Origin of the sequence: Bifidobacterium sp. UTBIF-78, assembly GCF_006408945.1 — a bacterium.
GTDB lineage: Bacteria > Actinomycetota > Actinomycetes > Actinomycetales > Bifidobacteriaceae > Bifidobacterium > Bifidobacterium myosotis.
Map to the genome: position 1 here is coordinate 23,837 of NZ_JFAO01000019.1, position 23,159 is coordinate 46,995.

General features: G+C 64.7%; 20 protein-coding genes and 2 riboswitches. All 20 genes read right to left on the minus strand.

The window, feature by feature from the left end:
- Positions 1–70: 70 nt before the first annotated feature.
- Positions 71–880 (minus strand): thiazole biosynthesis adenylyltransferase ThiF, encoded by an 810-nt coding sequence (gene thiF, locus BG22_RS05120; RefSeq protein WP_140493827.1) that lies wholly within the window; start codon positions 878–880, stop codon positions 71–73.
- Positions 881–1,129: 249 nt separating this feature from the next.
- Positions 1,130–1,999 (minus strand): thiazole synthase, encoded by an 870-nt coding sequence (locus BG22_RS05125; protein ID WP_094667687.1) that lies wholly within the window; start codon positions 1,997–1,999, stop codon positions 1,130–1,132.
- A 33-nt stretch (positions 2,000–2,032) separates the two neighbouring features.
- Positions 2,033–2,227 (minus strand): sulfur carrier protein ThiS, encoded by a 195-nt coding sequence (gene thiS / locus BG22_RS05130; protein ID WP_094667688.1) that lies wholly within the window; start codon positions 2,225–2,227, stop codon positions 2,033–2,035.
- 242 nt (positions 2,228–2,469) lie between these two features.
- Positions 2,470–2,572, minus strand: a riboswitch (TPP riboswitch).
- Between the two features lie 219 nt (positions 2,573–2,791).
- A complete protein-coding gene (argH, locus tag BG22_RS05135; RefSeq protein WP_140493829.1) occupies positions 2,792–4,273 on the minus strand; it encodes an argininosuccinate lyase in 1,482 nt (493 codons plus the stop codon).
- 123 nt (positions 4,274–4,396) lie between these two features.
- The gene (locus tag BG22_RS05140; protein ID WP_258186214.1) at positions 4,397–5,566 is read right to left on the minus strand and encodes a DUF1648 domain-containing protein; all 1,170 of its coding nucleotides are present in this window, start codon (positions 5,564–5,566) and stop codon (positions 4,397–4,399) included.
- 13 nt (positions 5,567–5,579) lie between these two features.
- On the minus strand, positions 5,580–5,987 hold the full coding sequence (locus tag BG22_RS05145) for a GntR family transcriptional regulator (RefSeq protein ID WP_094667699.1): 408 nt from the start codon (positions 5,985–5,987) through the stop codon (positions 5,580–5,582).
- 342 nt (positions 5,988–6,329) lie between these two features.
- The gene (locus tag BG22_RS05150) at positions 6,330–7,568 is read right to left on the minus strand and encodes an argininosuccinate synthase (protein ID WP_140493831.1); all 1,239 of its coding nucleotides are present in this window, start codon (positions 7,566–7,568) and stop codon (positions 6,330–6,332) included.
- 219 nt (positions 7,569–7,787) lie between these two features.
- Positions 7,788–8,312 (minus strand): arginine repressor, encoded by a 525-nt coding sequence (locus tag BG22_RS05155; RefSeq protein ID WP_094667745.1) that lies wholly within the window; start codon positions 8,310–8,312, stop codon positions 7,788–7,790.
- Between the two features lie 8 nt (positions 8,313–8,320).
- Positions 8,321–9,286 (minus strand): ornithine carbamoyltransferase, encoded by a 966-nt coding sequence (gene argF, locus BG22_RS05160; protein ID WP_094667701.1) that lies wholly within the window; start codon positions 9,284–9,286, stop codon positions 8,321–8,323.
- A 137-nt stretch (positions 9,287–9,423) separates the two neighbouring features.
- Entirely contained in the window at positions 9,424–10,728 is a 1,305-nt protein-coding gene (locus tag BG22_RS05165) for an acetylornithine transaminase (RefSeq protein ID WP_140493833.1), read from the minus strand.
- Positions 10,718–11,674, minus strand: coding sequence for an acetylglutamate kinase (argB, locus tag BG22_RS05170; protein WP_094667703.1), 957 nt, complete (start codon positions 11,672–11,674; stop codon positions 10,718–10,720). The genes BG22_RS05165 and argB overlap by 11 nt, the downstream gene beginning before the upstream one ends.
- Positions 11,675–11,820: 146 nt before the next feature.
- A complete protein-coding gene (gene argJ / locus BG22_RS05175; RefSeq protein WP_094667704.1) occupies positions 11,821–12,996 on the minus strand; it encodes a bifunctional glutamate N-acetyltransferase/amino-acid acetyltransferase ArgJ in 1,176 nt (391 codons plus the stop codon).
- Positions 12,993–14,087, minus strand: coding sequence for an N-acetyl-gamma-glutamyl-phosphate reductase (gene argC / locus BG22_RS05180; RefSeq protein WP_140493834.1), 1,095 nt, complete (start codon positions 14,085–14,087; stop codon positions 12,993–12,995). The genes argJ and argC overlap by 4 nt, the downstream gene beginning before the upstream one ends.
- A gap of 185 nt (positions 14,088–14,272) precedes the next feature.
- On the minus strand, positions 14,273–15,076 hold the full coding sequence (locus BG22_RS05185; protein ID WP_094667706.1) for a DUF4190 domain-containing protein: 804 nt from the start codon (positions 15,074–15,076) through the stop codon (positions 14,273–14,275).
- 23 nt (positions 15,077–15,099) lie between these two features.
- The gene (pheT, locus tag BG22_RS05190) at positions 15,100–17,709 is read right to left on the minus strand and encodes a phenylalanine--tRNA ligase subunit beta (RefSeq protein ID WP_094667707.1); all 2,610 of its coding nucleotides are present in this window, start codon (positions 17,707–17,709) and stop codon (positions 15,100–15,102) included.
- Positions 17,710–17,716: 7 nt separating this feature from the next.
- Entirely contained in the window at positions 17,717–18,784 is a 1,068-nt protein-coding gene (gene pheS, locus BG22_RS05195) for a phenylalanine--tRNA ligase subunit alpha (RefSeq protein ID WP_094667708.1), read from the minus strand.
- Between the two features lie 53 nt (positions 18,785–18,837).
- The gene (locus BG22_RS05200) at positions 18,838–19,707 is read right to left on the minus strand and encodes an RNA methyltransferase (RefSeq protein ID WP_140493836.1); all 870 of its coding nucleotides are present in this window, start codon (positions 19,705–19,707) and stop codon (positions 18,838–18,840) included.
- Between the two features lie 88 nt (positions 19,708–19,795).
- Positions 19,796–20,644 (minus strand): energy-coupling factor transporter transmembrane protein EcfT, encoded by an 849-nt coding sequence (locus BG22_RS05205; RefSeq protein WP_223852026.1) that lies wholly within the window; start codon positions 20,642–20,644, stop codon positions 19,796–19,798.
- Entirely contained in the window at positions 20,641–22,278 is a 1,638-nt protein-coding gene (locus BG22_RS05210; RefSeq protein ID WP_181163391.1) for an ABC transporter ATP-binding protein, read from the minus strand. Before BG22_RS05210 ends, BG22_RS05205 begins: the two co-directional genes overlap by 4 nt.
- A 15-nt stretch (positions 22,279–22,293) precedes the next feature.
- Positions 22,294–22,914, minus strand: a complete 621-nt coding sequence (locus BG22_RS05215) for an ECF transporter S component (RefSeq protein ID WP_094667710.1) — start codon at positions 22,912–22,914, stop codon at positions 22,294–22,296.
- A gap of 72 nt (positions 22,915–22,986) precedes the next feature.
- Positions 22,987–23,095: riboswitch (TPP riboswitch) on the minus strand.
- Positions 23,096–23,159 lie beyond the last annotated feature (64 nt).

Sequence of the window (23,159 nt, forward strand, 5' to 3'; positions counted from 1 at the left end):
ATGGCCGTTCCCGATGGCCGTGCGGACGAGCCTACGCGGTCGTCCTGTTCGATGGTTCAGATGGCGCGGTTCAGATGGCGCAGACCGGCTGGACGTAGTTGGCCGGCTCGAGTGTGGTGATGGTCGGGTGATCACCGCATACCGGGCAGTCCGGCACATGCGTGGGCAGCGGCACACGGCGGATGTTCATTGTCAACGCGTCGACGGTGAGCATGCGGCCCACCAGCGGCTCCCCCACGCCGACGATGAGTTTGGCGGCTTCGGTGGCCTCAAGGCTGCCGATCACGCCGACCACCGCGCCAAGCACGCCGGCCTCCTTGCAGGTCGGGATCTCGCCCGCCGCTGGCATATCACGGAAGATGCACCGGTAGCACGGTCCCTCGCCGGGCACCACGTCCATCACCTGACCGGCGAATCCGACCACGCCGGCGTGGATGAACGGCTTGCCGGCCAGCACGCAGGCGTCGTTGATGAGGAATTTGGCCGCGAAGTTGTCGGTGGCATCGATCACCAGGTCATACGGTTCGATCAGCGCGGCGATGTTGCGGGCGTCCACCAGTTCATGGTGGGTCTCGACTGTCACGTCCGGGTTGAGCGCGCGGATGGCCGCCGCGGCTGATTCCACCTTGGGGGTGCCGACCGCGGCGTTGGTGTGGATGATCTGACGCTGGAGGTTACTCAGATCGACCACATCGCCGTCCACGAGTCCGATGCGTCCCACGCCCGCTGCCGCCAAATACAGGGCTGCTGGCGAGCCGAGTCCGCCCGCTCCGATGATGAGCACGCTGGCGGCAAGCAGCCGCTTCTGCCCTTTTACGCCCACACCCTTCAGGATGAGGTGACGGGAGTACCGTTCAAGCTGTTCATCCGATAATGCCATGTTGTCTCCAAATCCCGGCTCCCCAAGCAAGGAAGCCGAAGCGACGAGCCCCCGTTCCCCTCAAGCGAGAGAACCGCAACGCCAGCCCCCACTCGCCTCCCCTTACGTGAGATAATCGCGACGTCATTCCCCCCACTCGGCTCCCCTCCCTGAGGGGAGCTGGCCGCGAAGCGGACTGAGGAGAGCCGGACGGACTGAGGGGAACCATCGCCAACCCGCAGGGAGCAATCCCAAATATCAATACAAATTTCAGTGCAGATATCCAGTGGTCGGGCTGGACGGCACGGCCTGGCCTTCGGTCACCTTGCCGAGACCGGACAGGTAGGCTGCACGGCCGGCGTTGATGGCGTTCTTGAACGCCTCGGCCATCAGCGGGATGTTGCCCGCGGAGGCCACGGCGGTGTATGCCATGACGGCGTCCGCGCCCATCTCCATCGCATCGCAAGCCTGGCTCGGTCGGCCGATGCCGGCGTCGATGATCACCGGCACATGCGCGTTGGCGATGATGATCTCGATGAAGTCACGCATGCGCAGGCCCATGTTGGAGCCGATGAGCGAGCCGAGCGGCATGACCGCTGCCGCGCCGGCCTCCTCGAGCTGACGTGCGGCGATAGGGTCCGGGAACATGTACGGCATGACCACGAATCCTTCCTTGGCCAGCATTTCGGTGGCGCGGATGGTTTCGGCGTTGTCCGGCAGCAGATACTTGGTCTCGTGCTCGATCTCCACCTTGACGAAATCGGTGTGGCACACCTCGCGTGCGAGACGGGCGATGCGCACGGCCTCTTCGGCGTTGCGCGCGCCGGAGGTGTTCGGCAGCAGCGTGATGCCTTCGGGAATGTAATCGAGCACGCTGTTCTCGGTGGTCTGCGCACGGCGCAGCGCCATGGTGACGATCTGCGTGCCGGCGTGTTCGACGGTGGCCTTGATGAGGTTCAGGTCATAGCGGCCGGAACCCAGAATGAAACGCGACTGGAACTCATGGCCGCCGAGGTTCAGCGGCTTATCCTCGACCGGCAGCATGGGAGCGGCCGTGCCCACCGGATTGACGACCTTCGGCTGCGGCGGCAACGGCGTGGCCTCGACGGATTCCTCAGTGACCGGATTGATGTTGCTCATGATTGGTTTCCTTTCCTTACATCCGTTCCGGATTCATCCACCTTGGACGAATTGAACGATTTCCATGACGCACTGGTCGTCCAGCATGACGTCCGCACGCCGCTCACGCGGGATGATCTCGCCGTTGAGTTCGATGGCCACCCGTTCGGCACGGAATCCGTGCGCTTCGAGGTAGTCGGCCACGCTGACCGGTGCGTCAAGCGTGACCTGCTCGCCGTTGACCTGCATAATCCCTCCGAATACTAAAAAAGGGCGCACGAAACGAACCGTACCCTAAGTGGTGCGCCCATTCATGAACCCAGTCATGCGACCGTATGCCCGATATGCACTGCGTCCGTCTCTCGCCTTCGTCTTCACGAATCCCGCGATGACTAGACCCGCGCCTATCAGCCCTACAGCTTGGTTATAGTGCTCCACGAGCGGTCTGTCGCAACGCTGCGAGTCCTTGGAAGCTTCGACTGCATCCCCTGACAAATCCAAACGACGATTCCTTACGGCGGCATGACCCGCGTCAAGTTCCCCGGTCGAAGCTTCACGCTTCCTCTCAGCCTTACGGCTCCCGTTCGTACTGCGCTCTAGTGTAGATGTCCACGATGACAACCGGCTGTGCGACACGAAAAACGGCCCCCTCACGGAGAGGGAGCCGACTGGATTGGAAGTTCGTTCGGGAGACCGCAAGTGCGCGAAAAGGCCCGGGCAAGTCCGGAAGCGCGGGGAAAGTCCGGAACTCCAGGAACCTGAGGCCTTGGTGAGCCTGCGGGTATTACGAATCTTTGCGAGCCTCGGCGAACCTTAGAACGTGCCGGGCGCCTTGTAGGCGGAACCATCCGAGGACGAGTCCGCGAAGACCTTGAGCTCCTCCGCCTCGGCCTTGGCATCGACGATCTGCTCGCGCACACGGCCGTAGGCGGTGCCGCCCTTGCCGTTGCGAGAGTTGACCGAACCGTGGCTCGACAGCACCTCGCGCACACCCGGGGCCTTGTCGGCGGGCAGGAACGCGGAGAACGTCTCGACGAAGTCCTCGTCCGTCAGGTCCCACAGCTCCTGACCGCGGCCTTCGGCGAGCTTGACGCACGCGCCGGACAGCTCGTGGGCGTGGCGGAACGGCACCCCGTTCTTGACCAGCCATTCGGCGATATCGGTGGCGAGCGCGAATCCGGTCGGAGCCTCGGCCTCAAGACGGTCAGCATCGAAACGCATGGTACGGACCATGCCGGTGAAGGCGGGCAGCAGCACCTCGAGCGTGTCGACCTGATCGAACACCGCCTCCTTGTCCTCCTGCAGGTCGCGGGCGTAGGCGGTGGGCAGGCCCTTGAGCGTGGTCATAAGGCCGGTCAGGTCGCCGATGAGACGGCCGGACTTGCCACGTGCCAGCTCGGCGATGTCCGGGTTCTTCTTCTGCGGCATGATCGAGGAGCCGGTGGAGTAAGCGTCGTCCAGCTTGACGAAGGCGAACTCCTGCGTGTTCCAGATGATGATCTCCTCCGAGAGACGGGAGATATCCACACCGGTCATGGCGGCGATGAACGCGAATTCGGCCACCAAATCACGGGAGGCGGTGCCGTCGATGGAGTTGTCGGTCACACGGGAGAAGCCGAGCTCGCGGGCCACGGCCTCCGGGTCGAGGCCCAACGTGTTGCCGGCGAGCGCGCCGGAGCCATACGGGGAGGCGTTGATGCGCTTGTCCCAGTCGATGAGGCGCTGCACGTCGCGGATGAGCGGCCATGCGTGGGCCATGAGCTGATGGGCGAGCAGCACGGGCTGGGCGTGCTGCATGTGGGTGCGGCCCGGCATCACGGTGTGGCCGGCCTTCTCGGCCTGTTCGATGAGGGCGTTGACGAGATCGAGCAGCAGCCCGGCAATCACGCGGGAGTGACGGCGCAGCCACATGCGGATCAGGCAGGCGATCTGGTCGTTGCGGGAACGGCCGGCCCTGAGCTTGCCGCCGAGCTCGTCGCCGGCGATGTCGATGAGGCCGCGTTCGAGCGCGGTGGCCTCGTCCTCATCGTCCTCGATGGGGGCGAAGGAGCCATCGTCCACCCGGCGCTGCAGGGTGTCGAGCGCATCCTCCATGCGCTTGAGCTCGTCGTCGGTCAGGAGTCCGGCGCGGCCGAGTGCGCGGGCGTGGGCGCGGGAGCCGGCGATGTCGTCGTCCGCCAGGCGCCAGTCGAACTGCGTGGACTTGGACAGACGGGCCAGCTCGGGCGAGGGGCCGGACGTGAATCGGCCGCCCCACAGGGCGAGGTGTTCGGACTGCTGGTTGGATTCGGTCATGCGTTACTCCTTCGCGTTCCTGCGCGTCATGCGATATCCCGGAAAATGCGCGTGCGTGCATGATAGTGCACTTCACATGCATTCATATGGTTTGCGACTGTCTGTCAGAGTATCAGCGTTGGGCTACATCACCGCGAACACCAGAGAACCGATGCAAACCGCAATGAGGACCACAGACACGATGATCACCGACGGGCGGGCGAAGTTGACCGTCCATCCGACGCCGAAACGCTTGGGCACCATGACAGCGGGGTCGTCGCGATTGACGTAGAACACTCCCGCCACCCAGTAGCGGTCGTCATCATACGGCATCGACTTATCGCCATCGGTTGCAGCATCCTCGCCGCCACGACCCATAGTCACCGAACGGCGCTCCGCATATTCATGGGATCCGTTCTGCCCGTAATACAGGCCTATCACCAGTGCGCCCAACAGTGCCGCCACGGCGATGAACATGGCGAATACGCCAAACGTCCCCAGCGTGATCACCCCTATGTTAGACAGCTGTATGCCCATACCGATGCCACCGGCAGTCAGCAGTCCGATGACCAGCATGTAGATGCTCCACACGCGGGAGAACACGCCATATGCATACCCTGTGGCGGCGGGATGGTCCGGGTCGATAGGATGCTTGGCATAGATGATCGCCGCATGACCTGCCATCATGACCATGGCCAGCATCACCTGCGCAATCACCGGATACCAGATCAACATGGGACTCTTGTCCGCCCATCCATCGATCTGTCCGGCTGCATTCGCATGCATCGCCACCCGATCCGGCATACGGTCATAGCCAAGCACGCCGACCGCTATTGTGACGGCGATCGCTACAACATGCAGCGATTCCCAGGCGAGACCCAACGGCTCCGGATTATCCCGCTCCCCTATCAATGCGGAGTGACGCTCGCCGGTCGCGGTCCAGCCGCGCTCCTTCTTGAGCTCAAGCGTAAGACGCCGATACCTCTGCTGCGCGATAAACCCCATTGCCGCAATCACCAGCGAACTGATGAACAACGCCCAGAGTGCACCGGCCATGCCGAAATTACGCCAAATCATCGCATCGATAAGCAGGGCAATAATGCCACAACTCACTATATTGCACGCGTACATCGCTTTATATCCACGAATGCGTCTGTCCGTATGGGCGGACAACGGCACACTGACTCCGAACACCACATGCCGGTCGGCGATCCATGGCACCATCGAAACACTGGCGGTCATCAATACCAGCAACAGAAAGAACAGCCCCAGCATGATGTTCGTCGCCACAGTCATCGTATTGATGTTATCCATCACAACACTCCTTTCAACTGTTGCATTTCCGATATGCGCGCCCGCACTGACGCTCTGCGGCATCAAGGAACCCCGCCGCGGCTCCGCCACGGGCCTTGTAGGCCAAAGCCAGACGATACAAGTCATCGTTCATCTGCTTGTCTTGCATTTCAGCCACCAGGTTCACCTCGCCTGAGCCATCACGCCAATCGGCGACAAGCGCGCCCGACCCGCGTCGCATCACGATGTAACCCTCATCCCTCAGCAACGCATAGGCCTTGTTCACCGTGTGCAGGTTGATACCCAGATCCACAGCCAGCGAACGGACCGAAGGCAGCTGGTCGCCCGGGACAAGTTCATCGTTGGCTATCGCAGCGATGATTTGGAGATGCAGTTGCTCATAGATCGGTACATCGCTTCGCTGGTCGACCTCGATAATCACAGCCTCTCCTCTCTCACACCAATCATACTATTTGTTCTATATCTTCTATAATAATTTTGCGTATTTCCGTCATATCACGCGCCCGGAGGCTATTTCTACCGAGAATCTGCATCAGAAATTCGATGGCGAATCCAACTACCCCTCAGTCCCGCCGGGACAGCTCCCCTGACAAGGGGAGCCAACGATACAATCAACGAACTTCGCACGCGACACACCAGAACTCGCTTACGCGGAAAGGCCACACGCCCATAACAAAAACTCCCCTCATTGCTGAGGAGAGTTCAATATGGCGTTGCGGCATGCAGATTGCCACATCGACTTGGAATCGGATTGAGTCGGAACCTACTCCACGGTGTTGGTCGGCACTTCGATGCCGTTGCCGAACTTGACGTCGCGGGCAGCGGCTACGCGGGACGGCAGACCGTAGATGTCGATGAAGCCGTTGGAGGACTTCTGGTCGAAGGTGTCGCCGGAATCGTAGGTGGCCAGCTTGTAGTCGTACAGCGAGGCGTCGGATCGACGACCGGTGACGACGGCGCGGCCGCCGTGCAGGATCATGCGGATCTCGCCGGAGACGTACTTCTGGGTGTCCTCGATGAAGGCGTTGAGCGACTGGGTGGCCGGGGAGAACCACTGCGCATCGTAGACCAGCTCGCCCCAACGCTTGTCGATGTCACGCTTGATACGGTGCTGCTCACGCTCGAGGCAGCAGTTCTCGAGCTCCTGATGCGCGGTGATCAGGGCCACGGCACCCGGGGCCTCGTACAGCTCGCGGGACTTGATGCCCACCAGACGATCCTCGATGAGGTCGATGCGGCCGATGCCCTGGGCGCCGGCGCGACGGTTCATCTCCTCGATGGCCTGCAGCGGGGTGACGTCGCGGCCGTCGATCTTGACCGGGATGCCCTGCTTGAACTCGATGGTCACCTCGTCCTCGACCGGCGGGAAGGCCGGATCGTCGGTGTAGGAGTAGCAGTCCTTGGTCGGGCCGTTCCACGGGTCCTCGAGGAAGCCGGTCTCGATGGCGCGGCCCCACACGTTCTGATCAATGGAGTACGGGGACTTCTCGGTCTGGGTGATCGGCAGCTTGTGCTCCTTGGCGAACGCGATCTCCACGTCACGCGTGAGGGAGAGGTCGCGAATCGGGCTGATGGCCTTCAGCGTCGGGTCGATGGAGGCGATGGACACCTCGAAACGGACCTGATCGTTGCCCTTGCCGGTGCAGCCGTGGGAGATGGTGTCGGCGCCGAACTGGTGGGCGGCGCGCACGAGGTGCTTGGAGATGAGCGGACGGGAGATGGCGGAGACCAGCGGATAGACACCCTCGTACATGGCGTTGGCCTTGAGGGCCTTCATGCAGTACTCGTTGGCGAACTCGTCACGGGCGTCGACCACGTAGGACTCGACAGCACCACAGGCGAGCGCGCGCTGCTTGATGGTCTCGAGGCTCTCGCCGCCCTGGCCGACGTCGAGAGACACGGCCACGACGTCCTTGCCGGTGCGTTCCTTGAGATACGAGATGGCGACGGAGGTGTCGAGACCACCGGAATAGGCCAGAACAATGCGCTTGTTATCTGCCATGGATTCCCTTTCTGGAGTCAAAAAACAAACTGGTTGAAAGTATATACAGACCTATGCATATTTATGCATAAGCGTGTTGGGATGTGAGATGCCGAGAGGAGCAAAACAGGTATTCGTCAATTGTAGCGTTTACGCATGCGGCGCATTCGCCCTCGCACGGACCGGCAGACCGCATCCGCCTATCCAGCAGGGCTTCCTCGTCTGAAGTAGCCGCGGCGGTTACTTGGAGGCGAGGGCGAGCAACCAGTCACGACGGGCGACGGCGGCGGCATCGTCGGCGCAAATCGCCATGACCGTATCGTCGCCGGCGATGGTGCCCAGCACGCCGTCCAGCGGCTGGCGGTCGATGACCGACGCCACATACTGCGCCGCGCCGGACGGCGTGTGCACCACCACGAGATTGCGGGCCGCGGCCACCGAGGTCACCAGCCCGGACAGCACGCGCGACATTTGTGCCTCGCCGCGCTGTCCCACATCCTCACCGCCCTCCGAGGCGGTTTGCGACCGGTCCACGGTGTAGGCGACCGTACCGTCGCGCAGACGCGTCTTGACCGCGTGCATCTCATCCAGATCACGGCTGAGCGTAGCCTGGGTCACCACGATGCCCTCGTCGAGCAGAATCCGAGACAGCTGCGACTGCGAGGTGATGATATGCGTGGCCAGCGCCTGTTCGATGGCGCTCAGCCGAGCGGCCCTCGTGGCCGGACGCTGCAGCGACGGCTGGTTCTCATGGTTCTCGCTCATGCGAGCGGTCATGCCAGCAGGCTTTCGTCGCCGCGGGCCTTGCCGGTCAGCCAGGTCAGCAACGCCTTTTGCGCGTGCAGTCGGTTCTCGGCCTCGTCCCAGACCACGGACTGCGGTCCGTCGATCACCTCCGGCGTAACCTCCTTGCCGCGGTAGGCGGGCAGGCAGTGCTGGAACAGGGCATCCGGCTTGGCCAGCGCCATCAGCTCGGCGTTGACCTGATAATCCCAGAACGGCTTGGAACGGATGGCGTATTCCGCTTCCTCGCCCATGGAGACCCAAGTGTCGGTGAAGACGCAATCGGCGTCCTTGACGGCCTCCTTGGCATCGGTGGTCACCAGAATGGAGCCGCCGTTCTCGCGGGCGATGCGTTCGGCGTCGGCCACGATGTCCGGACGGGGCAGGTAGCCGTAGGGACCGGCCACGCGCACGTTCATGCCGGCCACGGCACCGCCGAGCAGGTAGGAGTTGGACATGTTGTTGGCCGCGTCACCCACGTAGGCGATGGTCTGGTTCTTGAGGTTGTCCACACCGCCGCGGTGCTCCGCAATCGTCTGGAAGTCGGCGAGGATCTGGCACGGGTGGAAGTCGTCGGTCAGGGCGTTGACCACCGGGTGGGTGCTGTACTTGGCCATCTCCTCGACGCGGTCCTGGCCGAAGGTGCGCCAGACCACGCCGTAGGCCATGCGGTCGAGCACACGGGCGGTGTCCGCCACCGGTTCGCCACGGCCCAGCTGGGAGCCGGACTTGTCGATGACCAACGGATAACCACCGAGCTCGGCCACGCCGATGGAGAAGCTGGAGCGAGTGCGGGTGGACGGCTTGTCGAACAGCACGGCCACGGCCTGCGGGCCGGCGAACGGCTGCCGATAGAAGCGGTCCTTGTGGAATTTGATGGCGAGCTCGAGAACCTGCTTCTGCTCCTCGTGGTCGAGGTCGTCATCGCGCAGCATGTGGCGCAGTTCTGGGGTCATGGTGATCTCCTTTGTTGTGATACGTATTGCGGTGCGCTTCCGATCATCAGTGACGCCGTTCCCTCATGTAAACCGGGGACGAGACGGGATGCCCCGACGTATCCGTGGTCTCTCGAAAACGAGGAACCACGGATACATCAGTCGTTGGGAAGGTCGGTCGGAACGGACTTGAGGATGGCGATGGCCTTGTCCACGTCATCGGCGGTGACGATGAGCGGCGGGGCGAAGCGCAGCGCGTCGGGGGCCACCGCGTTGACGATGAGCCCATGTTCGAGGCAGTGGTTCATCACGGCGTGGGCGCACGGGTGCTTGAGTTCCACGGCGTCCAGCAGACCGCGACCGCGCACGTCCACATACAGCGGATTGCCGGTGGCCATGATGCCCTCGCGCAGCTGGCGACCGCGCTCCTCGGCGTTCTCGACGAGATGCTCGTCCTCGATCACGCCGAGCGTGGCGAGCGCCGCGGCCGCGCCCAGTGGATTGCCGGCGAAGGTGGAGCCGTGCGAGCCGGGGGTGAATAGCGCGGAGAGCTTGGCGCCGAAGGCGATCATGCCGCCCATCGGGAAGCCGCCGGCCACGCCCTTGGCGAAGGTAACCATGTCAGGGGTGACGCCGCCGGACAGGTCCTCGCGCTGGAACGCGAACCACTTGCCGGTGCGGCCGATGCCGGTCTGCACTTCGTCGATGATGAGCAGCGCGTGGTTGATGTCGCACAGTTCACGTACGAACTTGACATAGTCGGCGCCGAGCGGCCGCACACCGGCCTCACCCTGGATGAGCTCCAGAATCACCGCAGCCACCGGGCCTTTGCCGTACCTGCCGAGACCCGTCTGGGCGAAGGCGTCGTGCAGGGCCAGCTTGTCGCCGGCGCGCACGAATTCGATGTTCGGCACCAGCGGGTCGTAGGGCTTGCGGATGCCGGGCTTCCAAGTGGCGGACAGCGCGCCCATCGTACGACCGTGGAAGCCGTGGGTCATGGCGAGGATACGGGCCGGCTTGCCGCCGACCGACGGCAGCGCGCCCGGGAGGGTGCGGCCATACAGCTTGGCAAGCTTCAGCGCCGCCTCGTTGCCTTCGGCACCGGAATTGCCGAAGTACACTTTGGAGCCTTCGGGGGCGCCGGCGAGCTTGACCAGCTTGGCGGCCAGCTCGATCTGCGGCTCGGAGGCGAAGTAGTTGCTGATGTGCGCCATGCGTCCGGCCTGCGCGGCGACGGCCTCGACCCACTTCGGGTGTGCGTAGCCGAGCGAGTTCACGGCGATGCCGGCAAGGAAGTCGAGGTATTCGTTGCCGTCGACGTCCCAGACGTGCGCACCCTTGCCGTGGTCCATCACGCGAAGGGGCGTGCCGAACACGTTCATGTGGACCTGGGCGTACTCCCCCAGCCACCTGCTGTCCTCGGCGCCCAGGGTTTCCTTGTGTTCTGTGGTTTCAGCAGCCATAGGAGCTCCTCATCTCCAGTCCCTCCTCGGGCACGACCATGGTGCCGATGCCTGCGGAGGTGAATATCTCGTTCAGGATCGAATGCGGTTTGCGGCCGTCGATGATGTGGGCCTGGGGCACGCCGCCGTCGATGGCACGCACGCATGCCTCCATTTTCGGACGCATGCCGGATTCCAGATCAGGCAGCATGTCGCGCAGCGTCTCGACGCCGATGCGGCCGATCAGCGAGTTCTTGTCCGGCCAATCGGCGTACAGGCCGTCCACGTCGGTCAGAATCACCAGCTTGTGGGCGCCCACTGCGGCGGCGAGGGCCGCGGCCGCGGAATCGGCGTTCACATTGAGTACCTGCGTGGCATCCTCCTCGTTCGGCGCCACGGAGGAGACGACCGGGATGCGCCCGGCCGCCACCAGATCCTCCACGGCGGAGGCGTCCACGGAGACCACGTCGCCCACCAGACCGATGTCCGTGGGTTCGCCGTCGATGACGGGCCGACGCTTCATGGCGGAGAACAGTCCGCCGTCCTCGCCGGACAGGCCGACCGCCATCGGGCCGTGGGCGTTGATGAGGCCCACCAACTCGCGCGAGACCTTGCCGGTGAGTACCATGCGCACCACATCCATGGCCTCGGGCGTGGTGACCCGCAGGCCACCCTTGAACTCGGACTTGATGCCGAGCGCTTTGAGCATATGGGAGATCTGCGGTCCGCCGCCGTGCACGACGATCGGGTGCAGACCCACCTGACGCAGGAACACCATATCCTCGGCGAAGCACGCCTTCAGATGTTCGTCGATCATGGCGTTGCCGCCGTATTTGACCACGATGCGCTGGCCGGCGAACTCCTCAAGCCACGGCAGCGCCTCGATGAGCACCTCGGCCTTCTGATCGGCGCGCAGATCGGTATGCACGTCGAAGTGGAACCCGGGTCCCTTCAGTTCAGTAGCCATTCCTTAGTTATTCCTCATCTTTCATTCCCGCGGAGGGAACGGGTTTCGGTGCCAACGCACGTTGCAAGACCATAGGCCTAGCTCGAACGGCCTTGAGCGTGTCTACCAACACACACCGGCGCCAAAACCCGTCAGCTCCCGTGGAATCAGCTTTCGTAGTCGGCGTTGATATGTACGTACTCGTGGGTCAGGTCGTCGGTCCAGACTGTGGCCTCGGCGTCGCCTGCGTTCAGGTCGATGTCGATATGGACCTCGCGCGGGGTCATGTCCACCTCGCTGCGGTCGCGTCCGGCACCGCCATTCTCGCAGATGCGCACACCGTTGACGTCCACGGTCACCTTGTCCGAATCGTAGGGTGCCACGCTCTCGGGGACCGTGCCCAAAGAGCTCACGATACGGCCCCAGTTCGGATCGTTGCCGGAGATGGCGCACTTGAGCAGGTTCGAGGCCGCCACCGCACGCCCGCACGCCAGGGCCGCGTCCTCGGTGGTCGCGCCGGTCACGGTGATGCGGATGTCGTGGGATGCGCCCTCGCCGTCGCCGATAATCTGACGAGCCAGCGAAGAGCAGGCCTCACGCACGAGCCGGTTGAACTCGTCCTTGTCCGGTTCGACGCCGGAGGCGCCGGAGGCGAGCAGCAGCACCGTGTCGTTCGTGGACATGCAGCCGTCCACGTCGATGCGGTTGAACGAATGCTCGGCCGCCTGGTTCAGCGCGGCCTGCATCTGGCCGCCGCTGACCACGGCGTCCGTGGTGATGACGCACAGCATGGTGGCCAGCTGCGGGGCGATCATGCCCGAGCCCTTGACCATGCCGCCGATCTTCCAGCCGTTGGAGCCGGTCAGAGTGACGGTCTTCGGCTTGGTGTCGGTGGTCATAATGGCCTGCGAGGCGTCTGCGCCGGCCTCGGCGGTGTTCGCCAAGGCGGCGTATGCGGTCTTCGCGCCTGCCAGTACGTTGTCAAGCGGCAACAGCTCGCCGATGAGGCCGGTCGAGCAGACGGCCACGTCGGACGGGTCCTTGGCCCCGACCAGCGAGGCCACGGTCTCGGCGGTGGCGACGGACTGCTGGTATCCGGCCTCGCCGGTGCAGGCGTTGGCCCCGCCCGAATTCAGGATGACGGCCTTGATATGACCATCCGCCAGAGCCTTGCGGCTCCACTGCACGGGGGCGGCGCAGAAACGGTTCGAGGTGAACACGCCGGCGGCCGCGTCCAGCGGTCCGTTGTTGACCACCAGGGCCAGATCCTTCTTGCCTTCGACGGCGGAAATGCCCGCCGCGACGCCCGCGGCGGAGAAACCTTGTGCGAATGTAACGCTCACGGTGCGACTCCAATCTTGGTCAGGCCCGCATCCTCAGGCAGGCCGAGTGCGATGTTCAGGGACTGGACCGCCTGACCGGCGGTGCCACGGTTGAGATTGTCGATGGCGGCGAAGGCGTAGATACGCTCGGATCGGCGGTCGGTGACCACCTGCAGATGCGCGGCGTTGGAGCCGACGATGTTGCCGGTGGCGGGCAGCATGCCTTCGGGCAGCAGCACCATGAAGTCCTGGCCTTCATACGCCTTGGCCCACACGGCACGGATCTCCTCGTCACTCATGGCGAGGGCCTTGTCCGTCATCACTGCGGAGACGGTGGCTAGGATGCCGCGGGACATGGGTGCCAGAATCGGCGTGAAACCGAGCGTGAATTCGTTGGCCGCGGCGGCGCTCTTGCCGGCGGCGTGCGCGAGGTTCTGCAGGATTTCGGGAATATGCCGGTGCGTGCCACCCACCGAATACGGCAAGGCGGACCCCAATGCCTCGGCGGCGAGCAGGTTGGTGCGCTTGAGGTTCTTGCCAGCGCCGGAATAGCCGACAACCAAGTCGGCCACGATGCTTCTGGGCTCCACAAGCCCCTCGGCGACGCCGGGCTGGAGGGCCAGCGTGGTAGCGGTGACATTGCAGCCGGGACCCGCGATGCGCTTCACGCCAGGCAGCGATTCGCGCTGGCGGATGTACTCGCCGTTCGCGGTTTTGCCGGTGATGAGCTCGGGCATGCCGTATGTCCAGTGCTCGTAGAAGTCGCCACCATAGAACTCGTCCCACGCCTGACGCTCCTCGAGGCGGTGGTCGGCGCCCAGATCGACGACGACCGCGTCCGGATCGAGTTGGGCGGCCAGCTTGCCGGATGCGCCGTGCGGCAGGGCCAGGATGATGACATCATGGCCGTTGAGCACTTCGGGCGTGGTGTCCTCAACGACCAGTTCGGCCAATTGGGGAATGTGGGGCATGTGCTTGGCCATGGAATCCCCCACCGAGGAATGGCCGGCCACGCAGGTGACCTCGAAGTCGGGATGCGCCGCCAGAATGCGCAGCGCCTCGCCACCGGCATAGCCTGTGGCCCCGGCCACGGCCACTGTATATTTCGCCATACTCATCTCTTTTCCATTAAGGTGTCTCGGACGAGTATACGCGATTATGCAAACTCATGCATATTTATGCACTGCGGTGTGTTGATATGTGAAACACCCCATGCGCGACATCGCAGACCGGACAGACCAGACAAGCCCGGCCCCGACCGGGCCGAATCGGCGGCAAGCCCCGGTCGCACGGCGTCTCAGGCGGACAGCGATGAGTCGCCGGTCGAGCCGGAGCCGCCGGAACCGTTGCCCATAAGCTGCTGCAACGCCTCCTGATACAGCGTCGAGGCGTCGACGCCGTTCATGGCCATCCAGATGACCGCGATGGTGTACAGCACGTTGATCACCACTGCGGCCACCGCAAGACCGAAGCCCTTCATATGGAAGGTGCGGGTGCGCCACATGGCCACGACACCCATGAACGCGGAGAGCACGGGGACCGGGAAGAACAACGCGAGCACGAACGCGATGATCGCATAGGAGTCCCAGTGCCCGTACAACGGGTTCTGGGAGGGATCGTCCAGATTGACGCCGTTGTAAAAGCGCGGCGGACGGTTGCCCTGGGGCCCCTGCCCGCCGCCGGGCTGGCCCTGCGGCGGATACGGCTGCCCCTGCATGCCGGGATAGCCGCCCGGATAGTATCCGGGGCCGGCCTGCTGGGATCCATTGGGCTGCCAGCTGGACTGGCCCGACTGCCCCTGCTGACCGGGCTGTTGCCCACCCGGCTGCCCGGACCCGAATCCGGTACCCGGCCAGCCGAACTGGCCCTGACCGCCAGCCTGCTGGTTGCCCTGTGGGCCCTGCGGCCAAGCGAACGGTGAGGTCGCCCCTGCAGCGGCATCCGCATTACCATTCACGGAATCCGACTTGGGCTTGTCGGGTTCGGGAGCGCCATAGAGGTACGGATTGTAGTCCGGTCCGTACTTGCTCCGCATCGCACCGTACTCAGGCTGCTGATACTGACCGTATTCCGGTTCGTTGTGCTGCTCCGGTTGGCTCATGGCGCTCCTTGATGGTCGTTGTGTCAGGCACGCAGCTGGGCGCCGATTTCGGCGGCCTTGGCCACGATGGCCTGACGGATGGCGTCGCTGTCCTCGGCGGACAGGGTCTTGTCCGGGGAGCGGAACACCACGGCGTAGGCCAGGGACTTCTTGCCCTCGCCCACCTGCTCGCCGGTGAAGACGTCGAACAGCTCGATGGATTCGAGGTTGGCGCCGGCCGCCTCGCGTACCACGGCCTCAAGCTGGGCGGCGGTCACGGTGGAGTCCACGGTGAAGGCCAGATCCTGCTTGACGGGCGGGAACGTGGAAATCGGCTTGGCCTGCACGGGCTTGCCGCTCAGCGTGCCGAACAGCGCGGTGAGGTTGAGCTCGAACGCGGCCGAGTGGGCCGGGAAGCCCAATGCCTCGTTGACGCGCGGGTGCAGCTCGCCGACCCAGCCCACGAACAGGTCGCCCACCATCACGCGGGCGGCACGGCCGGGATGCCACTGTGCGGGCACGTTCTGCGCGGCCGGCTGGTCGAGTTCGATGACGGCGCCGATACGGTCGGCGATGCGACGCACGGCCTCCACGGCGTCGGACCAGTCGACCGAGCGCTTGCCGCCCAGCCAGCCTTCGTCCTCGGCGAGTCCGGTCAGGATGCCGGCCACATGGTCGGGCTGATCCGGCAGACCGGCGTCAAGCGCGGCGAGCTGCTCCTCGCTCGGACGCACGCCGCCCGGAAGGGCGGGGATGACCGGGGCGTTCGGGTCCCACAGGTACACATGACCGAGCTCGTACAGGGAGACGTTCTCAATGCCGCGACGGATGTTGCGCTGCACGGTGGTGGCCAGCGTGGGCAGGATCTCGCGGCGCAGGAACGGCCGATCGCCGTAGAGCGGGTTGGCGATCTCGACGCTCACCTGCTTGGTGGCCTCGGGGTCGTAGCCGAAGGCCTTGTAGTCCTCGTCACCCACGAACGGGTAGCTCAGCGCCTCGACCATGCCGTACTCGGCAAGCTCGTCGGCGATGCGACGGCGACGCAGCTGGTCCGGGGTCAGGCCCACACGGCCCTCGACCGGGGCCGGAGGCACGGTGACCGGAATCTGGTCGTAGCCGACCAGACGGGCAATCTCCTCGACCAGATCGCACGGCTCGTTAAGGTCCGGACGCCAGGTCGGTGCAGTGACGGAGAACTCGCCGTTACCGCCGCCGGCCACAGTGCAGCCGATGTCGGTAAGGATGTCGGAGATGCGGTTGATGTCCACGTCGAGACCGGCCACGCGAGCCACCTCGGAGGCCTTGAAATGGATGGTCTTCGGACGCGGCGTGCGGTTGAGGTCATTCGGGAAGTCGCTGGGCTCGCCATTGCCGTAGCGGGCCAGCAGCTCGGCGGCCATTTCGGCGGCGGCCGGCTGCAGCGCGGTGTCGACGCCGCGTTCGAAGCGGCGGGACGCCTCGGAGGGGATCTTGTGACGGCGGGCCGAACGAGCGATGGTCACCTGATCGAAGTGCGCGGCCTCCAGCAGGATGTTCTTGGTCTCGGCGGTCACCTCGCCGTACATGCCACCCATGACGCCGGCGATGCCGATGATGCGGGAGCCCTTCTCGCCGTTCGGGGAATCGGTGATGAGCAGGTCCTCGACGCTCAGGTCGTGGTTCTTGCCGTCGAGCGTGGTGAGCTTCTCGCCTTCACGGGCGCGGCGCACGACAATCGGACCCTCGAGCTTGTCGAGGTCGTAGGCGTGCATCGGCTGGCCCAAATCGAGCATCACGTAGTTGGTCACGTCCACGGCGAGCGACAGCGAACGCATGCCGGCGCGGGTCAGGCGGCGGCGCATCCAGTTGGGCGTGTGCGCGGACGGGTCGAAGTTGCGCACCACGCGGGCGTAGTAGCGGTCGCAGCCGGGCACGCCGTGGATCGGGTTCTGGTCGTCGATCTCAACGTCGATGTCCACCTTGGTGCCGGGCTCGTAGCCGGCCGTGTCCGGTGCCTTCTCGCTGAGGGCGATCGCCGGATCGGTGTACGGCTGGCCGGTGGAGTGGTGGTATTCGCGTGCCACGCCACGGTAGGACAGCGTGTAGCCGCGGTCCGGGGTGATGTTGATCTCCAGCAGCGGCTGGTCGAGATGCAGCAGGTGCATGGCGTCCTGGCCGGGCTTCAGCGCGTCGTACTCGGCCTTGGAGAAGCCGTAGTTGCGCAGCAGGATGATGCCGTCGTGGTTGTCGCCCAGACCCAGCTCGCGCTCGGAGGCGCACATGCCGTTGGAGATGTGGCCGTAGGTCTTGCGCGGCTCGATCTTGAAGTCGCCGGGCAGCACGGCACCAGGCAGGGTCACGACGACCTTCTCGCCGGCGGCCATGTTCGGGGCGCCGCAGATGATGCCGCGCGGCACCTTGTTGCCGTTCTCGTCGGTCTCGTTGTATTCGGGGCCGACGTCGACGTGGCACCAGTTGATGACCTTGCCGTTCTTCTGCGGTTCGGGGGTGGCGTCCACGACGTAGCCCACCACGATCGGGCCGGTCACCTGGGAGGAGTGGATCTCCTCCTCCTCAAGGCCCACCTTGACGAGGTCCTTGGCAAGCTGTTCGTAGGTCAGGCCTTCGGGAACCTCGACATGGTCCTTGAGCCAATCGATATCGATCATAGGCATGGGTAACTCACTCCCCCATCACAAACTGTTCGGCGAAACGGACGTCGCCTTCGACCAGGTCATGCATATCGTTGATGTCGCTGCGCAGCAGGAGCGTGCGCTCCATGCCCACGCCGAATGCGAAGCCGGTGTAGACCTCCGGGTCGATGCCGGCGGACTTCAGGACGTTCGGGTTCACCATGCCGCAGCCGCCCCATTCGAGCCAGCCGGGGCCGCCCTTCTTGTCCGGGAACCACAGGTCGAGCTCGGCGCTCGGTTCGGTGAACGGGAAGTAGCTCGGGCGCAGACGGGTCTTGGCCTCGGGGCCGAACATGGCCACGGCGAGCTTGTCCAGCACGCCCTTGAGGTCGGCCATGGTCAGGTGCTTGTCCACGGCGAGGGCCTCGCACTGGTGGAACACCGGGGTATGGGTGGCGTCCAGCTCGTCGGTGCGGAACACGCGGCCCGGGCTGGCGATGTACAGCGGCACGCCGCGGGTGAGCAGCGCGCGGACCTGATCGGAGGAGGTCTGCGTGCGCACGACCATGTTGGAGCCGACGAAGCCGGCCGCGTCCTTGGCCTGATTGCCCTTGACGTAGAAGGTATCCTGCATCTGACGCGCCGGGTGGTCCGGGCCGAAGTTCAGGGAATCGAAGTTGTACCACTCCGCCTCCACTTCGGGGCCGGAGGAGATCTGCCAGCCCATGGAGATGAAGAAGTCCTCGACGTCCTCCATCAGCTTGGGCAGCGGGTGACGCGCGCCCAGCGGCTTGCGGTTGACCGGCAGCGTCATGTCCACGGTTTCGGCGGCCAGCGCGGCCTTCTCGGCGGCTTCCTTGAGCTCGATCTCCTTGGGACCGTACGCGCGGCCGAAGTCGGCGCGAAGCTTGCCCATGAGCTTGCCGGCTTCCTTCTTCTGGTCTGCGGGCAGGGAACCGATGGCCTTGCTGGCCTGGGTCATCGCCGAATCGGCGCCTGCGTACTGTGTCTTGATGGCCTTAAGTTCCTCCAGATTGGAGGCACCTTGGATTTTCTCGATGCCCTCGGCGACCGCTGCGGTCACCTGGTCGGCGTCGAACACCAGTTGTTCTGCCACGAGAACCCTTTCGTCCGATGATTGCTCAGCGTTTTACAGAGTTTTTTCCAAACTCACATTGTTTCAATATGACGCGACATAGCCAGGCTCATCAGCATCACCGCGGCCGAGGTGGCGAGGTTGAGCGATTCGGCTTTGCCGTACAGCGGGATGGAGACGATACGGCCGCAGCGGGCGAGGATCCCGGGCTCAAGCCCACGCGCCTCGTTGCCGAACAGCACGGTCTTGGGTCGTCCTGCGGCATCCGGGTCGGCGAGCACCGACGGCAGGCTTTCCGGCTCACGCCCGGGGATGCCGTACACATCGGCGGCCCATACGTCCATATGCTGGGCGGCCGTCCAAGCGAAGAACTCCTCGGTGCCCATCGTCAGCACCGGCAGATGGAACAGCGAGCCGACGGTGGAACGGATGACCTTGGGGTTGAGCATGTCCACGCAGTCGTCCACGAACACCACGGCGTCGCATCCGGCGGCGTCCGCGGCGCGAATCACTGTGCCGGCGTTGCCCGGGTCGCGCACCTGCCAGAAGGCCGCCACCTGCGGGGCTCCGCCGAGATCCACGTCCTCCACGCTCCAACGTATCGCGTTGGCGTTGCCCACCGCCACGATGCCCTGCGCGTCGGAGCTGATGCGGCGGATCACCTCGCCGGTGCAGCGGTGGACGTAGATGGTGGCGTCCTGCGATGTGTCGACGATCTTCTCCAGCGTGGAGGATGCGATACGCGGATGGTCGAGCGCCTGCGCGACCTCGACGTACAGGTCCTGTACCACGTCGGGCCGCCAGGTGACGGCCTCGCGTACCGACTGCGGCCCTTCGATGAGGAACCGTCCGGAGCGCTCGCGTCCTTTGGCGCGCGCGAGGTCCGCGACGCGGCGCACCCGGTCGGATTTCGGATTGTCAAGAATCTGGGCATTGATGGGCATACGCCCTACCCTACCGCACATCCGTATCGGCGGTGGGCCCGGACACAATCGTTGGGCAACCGACTTGTTCGCGACAATGGCGCGCGGCTCAGGCGCCGCGGAGGGGCGAATGCCAGTTGCCGGTGACCACGGCAATGGTGACGGCCGCCAGAGGAATCACCAAGCTGACCACGTAGGAGACCCAGTCGATGGTGTGCAGCCGCGAGACACGCGCCTGGCTGCGTTCGGTGGAGCCGCCGAAGCCCCGGGCCTCCATCGCGGTGGCGAGCTTCGTCGCCCTGCGGATCGACAGGACCAGCAGGCCGAACGCCTGGGCGAACATGCGAACGAATGCATTGCCGTCGCCCAGACCGCGGGAACGGCGTGACAGGCCGAGCGCACGCCAATCCTCCTGCAGCAGCGTGAACATGCGCATGCCGGCCAGGGCGCCGTACACGAAACGCGACGGCAAGCGCAGTATCTGCACCAGACCGTCCGCCAGATCGGTGGGATCGAGGCCCAGCATGAACATCACGCTGGGGACCGCGATCGCCGCCACGCGCAGGAACGTGGCCGTCGCCAGATACAGGGAGCCTTCGCTCACGACGATGGCGGCCCATGAGAAGTACACGGTTCCGCTGGTGCGGCCGTACAGCACGATGGTGATGAAACCACCGACCGCGCCGATCCACACCGGCCACGTCCGACGGAACACCACCAGCGGATTGATGCCGGTGACCCACAGCACCAGCATCACCACCGCGAACTGGATGGACGCGGAGACCACGTCGAGCGTGGTGAACAGCGGCAGACTCATCACGAATGGGCAGATGAAACGGCTGACCGGGTTCAGACGCGCGATCAGCCATGACTGGGAGGCCGGCTGAACCGGCTCGTGGCGCTGGTCGGGCGGCGTGACGACAACGGACATGGAGGAATCCTGCAGCACGCTCATCATGCATTCCTTTCCTGCGATGAGACACCAGCACCGGAGTCACCGGAGTCATTCCGGGCATCAGTGGGCGTGACGGCGAAACGCACCGGAATCGCACCCAGCGATTCCACCAACGGCTCGTCATGCGTCACCATGATCACCGTGCAGCCTTGGTCGCGGATGCCGGCGATGAGCTCCACCATCTGGCTCCAGGTACGGAAATCCTGTCCGAACGTCGGCTCATCCATGACCAGCACGCGAGGCGCCGCCGCCAGCATGGAGGCGACCGAAAGCCTGCGCTTCTCACCGCCGGACAGCGTGTACGGGTTGCCCTGGGCGAATCGGGACAGTCGCAGCCGTTCGAGCAGCCGATCCGCTATCGCATAGGCCTCGTCGGCGCTTTTGCCCATGGATTTCGGTCCGATGGCCACCTCGTCGCGCACGGTGTTGGCGGCGAACTGGTGCTCGGGCTCCTGGAAGACCATGCCGATGCGACCGAGCAGTTCACGGCTCTTCCATGCGAAGGGCTCGCGACGATCCTTGCGGGGTGCAAGCTCCGGGGCGATGAGGACCCGGCCGGCGACCGGTTTGAGCAGGCCGGCCAAGGTGAGCGCCAGCGTGGATTTGCCGGCGCCGTTCGGCCCCATCAGCGCATAGACCCGGCCGCGACGGAAGCTCAGGCTCACATGCTCGCCCAGCGCCACCCCGTTGCGGCCGAAGGACAGGTCCTCGGTGGACAGGACGATATCGGCGGCGCCGATACCTTCACCGTCAGCAGCACCGGCACCGACAACGCCATCGTGAGAGGCTTCCTCCGACTCCTCCGATGCGGTCTCCGACGCAGCCTCCGACGCGGCTTCCTTGGGCGGGAAATGCGGAATCGCACGCCCCGGCACCCATGAGCCGCCTTCGGCGAGCACGTCGCCCATCGTGGAGAACACCTCGTCGGGCGTCCCGTCGGCGAGCACGCCGCCTTCGTGCTTCCCCGCCGCCGCGCCGAGCACGATCACGCGATCCACCAGATCAAGCCAGACGTCGATATGGTGTTCGACCACGACCATGGTCTGGCCGGTGGACTCGATCACATGCTTGACCGCGTCATGCACCTCACGTACGCCGTCGGGGTCGAGGTTGGCGGTGGGTTCGTCGAGCAGCAGCAGGCCGGGCCTCATGGCCAGCACGCCGGCCAACGCCAGCCGCTGACGCTGACCACCGGACAGATGGCGCGTGGAGTGGTTCATCTCCAGGGATTCGAGGCCGACGATGTCGAGCGCCGACCGCACGCGACGCCATGTCTCCTCCCGCGGCACGCCCAGATTCTCGCAGGCGAAGGCCACGTCGTCGCCCACACGCTCGAGGATGATCTGGGAATCCGGGTCCTGCAGAACGAGACCAGCCTTGCCTCTGGCCGTATTGGCGTCCGTTCCGCCGATGCGGAGCTCGCCCTCGCTCTCACCTTCGTCATCGCTGCCCAGCACACCGGCCATGGCCGCCATGAAGGTGCTTTTCCCGGCGCCCGACGCGCCCAGAAGCAGGACGCGCTCACCGGGACGAATCGTCAGATCCACATGGCGCAGGGCGAAGTCCTTGCGCGTGGAATGACGCCAGCCCCAGTCGCGCGCCTCGACGCCGACCGGGGCCACCTGCTGCAATGTCATATGGACATCCACCGATCAGACCAGCGCCTTCGTCCTGCCGGACTCGAAGCGGTCAAGCACGCCGGTGGCGGCGATGGCGCGGTGCACGTACCACATGAGCACGCCGGCAATCACGGCACCGGAGATCAGCGTGGTGACGAGGTAGCACAGACCGTAGGTGCTGAAGTAGCCGATGCCCACGTAGCCGCCGAACGGGGAGAACTCGTACAGGTAGTTGCCCAGACCGGCCAGCAGACCGGAGAGCGTGGCGATCAGCGGGTTCCACTTGCGGTAGAGCACCAGCACGAAGGCCAGCTCGGCGAACACGCCCTGCACGAGGCCGATGATGATGGAGCCGCTGATGCCGAACACATTGCCGGCGCCGATGATGTATTCGATGCAGGCGGCGACCAGCTCGGCGTAGATGGCGGCGCCCGGCTTGCGCACGATGAGTCCGGCCAGAGGACCGGCGAACAGCCAGAACGCGCATACCAGACCGCTGAATCCGGGGAGTACCGCATCCAACGCGGTGGTCGGAATCTTGTAGATGAGATCCCAACCGGCGAAGATGACGCCGGATGCGACGGCGACGATGGACGCCACGACGATATCGACGACGCGCCACTTGTAGTTGGCCTTGGCCACAGCTTGTGCCATGTGAGTGCCCTTCTTCTCATTTCGCATACGGCCATGACGAGTGGGCCGCACGCGGATTGGTTCAGGCACGGGTAGATAAGAGCGACAATTCCGTGACGACGGCATTACCCGGTCACGTTCCATCGGTCGAGACTGCACGTCTCCTCTCAGCCGCCCTGCGGCAGCTCCCGTGTCAACTCTCCAGACTATAGGGCAAGACCGGACGGAAGGCAATAGGGGCGTCCGACAATCGGCCCGCCCCTGCA

Coding starts and splice junctions, on each gene's coding strand:
- argH (WP_140493829.1), bottom strand. CDS start 4,273: ATGACCGAATCCAACCAGCAGTCCGAACACCTCGCCCTGTGGGGCGGC.
- BG22_RS05150 (WP_140493831.1), bottom strand. CDS start 7,568: ATGGCAGATAACAAGCGCATTGTTCTGGCCTATTCCGGTGGTCTCGAC.
- BG22_RS05140 (WP_258186214.1), bottom strand. CDS start 5,566: ATGGATAACATCAATACGATGACTGTGGCGACGAACATCATGCTGGGG.
- thiF (WP_140493827.1), bottom strand. CDS start 880: ATGGCATTATCGGATGAACAGCTTGAACGGTACTCCCGTCACCTCATC.
- BG22_RS05210 (WP_181163391.1), bottom strand. CDS start 22,278: ATGACATTGCAGCAGGTGGCCCCGGTCGGCGTCGAGGCGCGCGACTGG.
- argF (WP_094667701.1), bottom strand. CDS start 9,286: ATGACCCCAGAACTGCGCCACATGCTGCGCGATGACGACCTCGACCAC.
- BG22_RS05205 (WP_223852026.1), bottom strand. CDS start 20,644: ATGATGAGCGTGCTGCAGGATTCCTCCATGTCCGTTGTCGTCACGCCG.
- argC (WP_140493834.1), bottom strand. CDS start 14,087: ATGGCGAAATATACAGTGGCCGTGGCCGGGGCCACAGGCTATGCCGGT.
- BG22_RS05155 (WP_094667745.1), bottom strand. CDS start 8,312: ATGAGCGAGAACCATGAGAACCAGCCGTCGCTGCAGCGTCCGGCCACG.
- argB (WP_094667703.1), bottom strand. CDS start 11,674: ATGGCTACTGAACTGAAGGGACCCGGGTTCCACTTCGACGTGCATACC.
- BG22_RS05215 (WP_094667710.1), bottom strand. CDS start 22,914: ATGGCACAAGCTGTGGCCAAGGCCAACTACAAGTGGCGCGTCGTCGAT.
- thiS (WP_094667688.1), bottom strand. CDS start 2,227: ATGCAGGTCAACGGCGAGCAGGTCACGCTTGACGCACCGGTCAGCGTG.
- BG22_RS05125 (WP_094667687.1), bottom strand. CDS start 1,999: ATGAGCAACATCAATCCGGTCACTGAGGAATCCGTCGAGGCCACGCCG.
- pheT (WP_094667707.1), bottom strand. CDS start 17,709: ATGCCTATGATCGATATCGATTGGCTCAAGGACCATGTCGAGGTTCCC.
- BG22_RS05165 (WP_140493833.1), bottom strand. CDS start 10,728: ATGGCTGCTGAAACCACAGAACACAAGGAAACCCTGGGCGCCGAGGAC.
- BG22_RS05185 (WP_094667706.1), bottom strand. CDS start 15,076: ATGAGCCAACCGGAGCAGCACAACGAACCGGAATACGGTCAGTATCAG.
- BG22_RS05200 (WP_140493836.1), bottom strand. CDS start 19,707: ATGCCCATCAATGCCCAGATTCTTGACAATCCGAAATCCGACCGGGTG.